Source organism: Acidobacteriota bacterium, from assembly GCA_003225175.1.
Taxonomy (GTDB): domain Bacteria; phylum Acidobacteriota; class Terriglobia; order Terriglobales; family Acidobacteriaceae; genus Gp1-AA112.
This window is the reverse complement of record QIBA01000244.1, coordinates 1-3087: the sequence shown is the minus strand read 5'-3', so window position 1 is coordinate 3087 and position 3087 is coordinate 1. Positions and strand designations below refer to the sequence as shown.

Sequence of the window (3087 nt, the reverse complement as noted above, 5' to 3'; positions counted from 1 at the left end):
TTCGCCTCCGAGCCGTCGGACTGGTAAACTGTCGCCCCCGAGTGCGGGGCAAAAGCAATGGCCAAAACTAGGGCAGCCAAAAGGCTCTCGGTTCTCTTCATGATTGTTCTTCATCGGTAACCCTTCCGATTGCCCACGCCCGTAGTATCAGGAGAGACCCTTAGGTCAAGCAGAATTTCCATCCTTTGAACATCTTTTTGTGACCTGCGCGCGCAGAATTAGAGAATCCCCAAGCGAGTTTCAAGAATATCTGTCAAATCCGTATAATCCGCGGTGGCCTTGATTACGCTTCCAAACTTTTCCGCGCGGTAGGGGCATGTCCGCCATCGCGTTCCGCGTATCCTCGATTGCACCGCGCCCACTCGCCGAGTTCGTGGTAGTTCACTGACGAATGGTTCGTCGCGATGAGAACGAGATCAAAATTCTCAATCGTTGCCCGGTTCCACGCGACGGATTTCCTTCCGGCAAATTGCGACTAATCACGGGCTGGCTTGATGACCGGCACGTACGGAATAGGTTATTTCCGCGCCTCGTTCTGCTAATAATTACATTAAGACGTAACTCGGCGACTCGCGCTCGTCATCGACATTCGGTTTATAGGCCAGGCCGAGAATCAAAATCCTGGGACCCTTGATAGCTTTGTGTTGCGTGTTCAGTGCGTCTGCGACCGCGTGCACAACGTGCTCGGGCATATGCGTATTGATCTCGCCGGCCAGCTCGATGAAACGTATGTGTAGCCGTAGCCGTCGCCGTTGGGCTAGAGCTGGGGATGGGCGTAGGAGTTGGCCCACCTGTCACCAAAGGATGCGGATACGTATATTCGTGAGTATATGCAGATCCGCCATTCACGTCGGCAGGATACGCCGCCGTCACTTGTGTCGGGATCTGATTGGCTGGCAGTCCAGCACCGAGATTCACGTAATCGCTTCCTTCGTGCTGGGTTGGAACTAAATTGTTGCCGTACTTTAGCACCTGACCTGTGTCGGTATTCTTGTTGTTCCATGAAAAACAAGTTTCCTGTTGCTGATTAGGCCAAAATCGAGGCTGCTTCTGGCCGGTAAGCAGATCGCCTTTGCCGCGTCCGTTCTGGTCCAGCCCAATCAACACGTTGCGGATAGAAAATTGGTCGCCGCTATTGAACAGAAGCGGCGGTCCGAATCTGCATTCCTTTGTAAGCATCCGGCGTCATGATTGTGTCGATAGTAAATGTCCCGCCTCCATGAATCGTTGTATTGCTTGCTGCCGTGCCACTGAAATATAAACCGTGTGGATCGTTCTTATCCCATCCGTTTTCGCCATTTGCCCCCCACCATTCGTCTATCTTACCTCCAGCAGCAGCATATACTCGAAAATAAGACAAAGAAGTATGGGTATTATTACGAGACCTACCTGGGCCTAACCAGATATTGTCATGCCACTGTGAGCTACCGGAACGCTGCGATCCGCCAAAAGGGCGATCCCAGAAAAACACATTATTGTAAATCTGGACGGCTCTCATTCCGCGCACACACCAACCTTCCGTGCCGTGGCCATTCGGTATCGCATTCTCCCAGTAATTGTGTCTGGCGACATATCTTCCACCGAAGGAACAATCAATTCCCCCGTTTGGCCCGCCTTTGCCTTTAATAGTATTGTCTTCTACGAACCAAAATTTGTCTGAGCCGTAATAAGGAAAATCAGCCCACGCACCGTGGCCGTTCCCGTGGCCATTCGTCGCGCCGTTCGTAAACGTATGCGAATGATTGGGGCCGTAGTCCTGCTCGAACAGATTGTGGTCGTCTATTCCATAGGTCCAACCCGAAACCTGCAACATCGCGCCCCAGGCAAGATGATAAAAATGGCAATGGTCAATTCGCGCGTTTGTCACGAGACCACCTGTGCTGCCCACCTGAATAGCACCGTCACCGCCTCTGGTGGTGAGGTTTGGACTGTTCTTAAACGTGATGCCCGTGAGCCGAAATGATTTTCCGGCCGGGATAGTAGCTTTCAATAACGATCCACGATTCACCGCCAAGTTTCTGTTGCGGTTGACCGAGGAGTTTCGCTCGCGAGCTGTAGCTGGCGTTGTCGACGTCGGCTGGGTGGTCGGGGTTTTCACCGTAACGTCGCGGCGCGCACGAAACTCTTGTTTTCTTTGGAAGTTCCGCTCACGCATCGGTGTCTTACGGGGTTTTTCATCAATGATGATGGTTTGATCGTCAGCAGTGCAATTCGCCGTGCCCGCTCCAGTAATCGTGGTCTGACCGCGAATCGTTAGCCCTTTGGTGAGGCTAACCCCGGCAGTCCAGGTGAATGTTCCAGCGGGCAACGTAATTACGTCACCGTCTGATGCTACCGTCTCCAAACTCTGCACATTCGCCTCCGAACCGTCAGAAGGGTAAACTGTCGCCCCCGAGTGCGTGGCAAAAGCAATGCCCAAAAATAGGGCAGCTAAAAGCGTCTGGGTTCTCTGCATAGTTGTGGCTTATCGGTGATCCTCCCGATTCGCCGCATCCGTTGCCATCAGGATAACTCTTAGGTCACGCAGAATTTTCATCCTTTGAACATTACGTAAAACAAAACGGCCCGCAGGGACCGGGAAACAACCAGCCCACCGGAAACGCCGCAATCATGCAGCCCGCGTAGATCCAGCGAATCGTCGCCGACGCGACCAGTCCGGCGAGAGGATCCGCACAGCAGCAGGGCCAATGCTGATGAGGCGAGCAGGAGAGCAATGTTACCCAATTTCAGTTTCGATCTCATAGCATGACAGTGTTGGCCGCTTTTCGCTCGGCCTTGTCTCCAAATTTCGAGATCTTTAGTAGGCCTGCAGTTCCTTGATACCGAGATCAAGAACTTGCTTTCGTGAAAGCGACTCCGCCAGCCGGTTTGCCAATTGAATATTTGTCAATAAAGGAATCCCGAAATCCACAGCCTTTCTCCGAATATAGTAATCGTTAGTTAACTCCGTTTCCTGAAAGTTCTTGGGTATATTGATCACCAGGTCTATTTTTCTTTGCGCGATGAGTTCACCCGCATTGGGAGAACGATTTTCCAGTGGCCAGTGAACGACCACACTCTTGATGCCGTACTGATTCAGAAACTCCG

3 protein-coding genes and 1 pseudogene are annotated in these 3087 nt (G+C 52.2%); all 4 read right to left on the bottom strand.

All coding sequences use genetic code 11. From position 1 onward, the window contains the following. Window positions 1–548: 548 nt before the first annotated feature. Window positions 549–728: pseudogene (locus tag DMG62_25045) on the bottom strand (nucleotide sugar dehydrogenase). 404 nt (window positions 729–1132) lie between these two features. Then, complete coding sequence (locus tag DMG62_25040) at window positions 1133–2419, bottom strand: hypothetical protein (GenBank protein PYY19050.1); 1287 nt, start codon at window positions 2417–2419, stop codon at window positions 1133–1135. Between the two features lie 113 nt (window positions 2420–2532). Beyond that, window positions 2533–2742, bottom strand: a complete 210-nt coding sequence (locus DMG62_25035; GenBank protein ID PYY19049.1) for a hypothetical protein — start codon at window positions 2740–2742, stop codon at window positions 2533–2535. A 55-nt stretch (window positions 2743–2797) separates the two neighbouring features. Next, the coding region (locus tag DMG62_25030; GenBank protein PYY19048.1) for a hypothetical protein at window positions 2798–3087 on the bottom strand (290 nt) is incomplete at its 5' end.

Coding starts and splice junctions, on each gene's coding strand:
- DMG62_25035 (PYY19049.1), bottom strand. CDS start 2,742: ATGAGATCGAAACTGAAATTGGGTAACATTGCTCTCCTGCTCGCCTCA.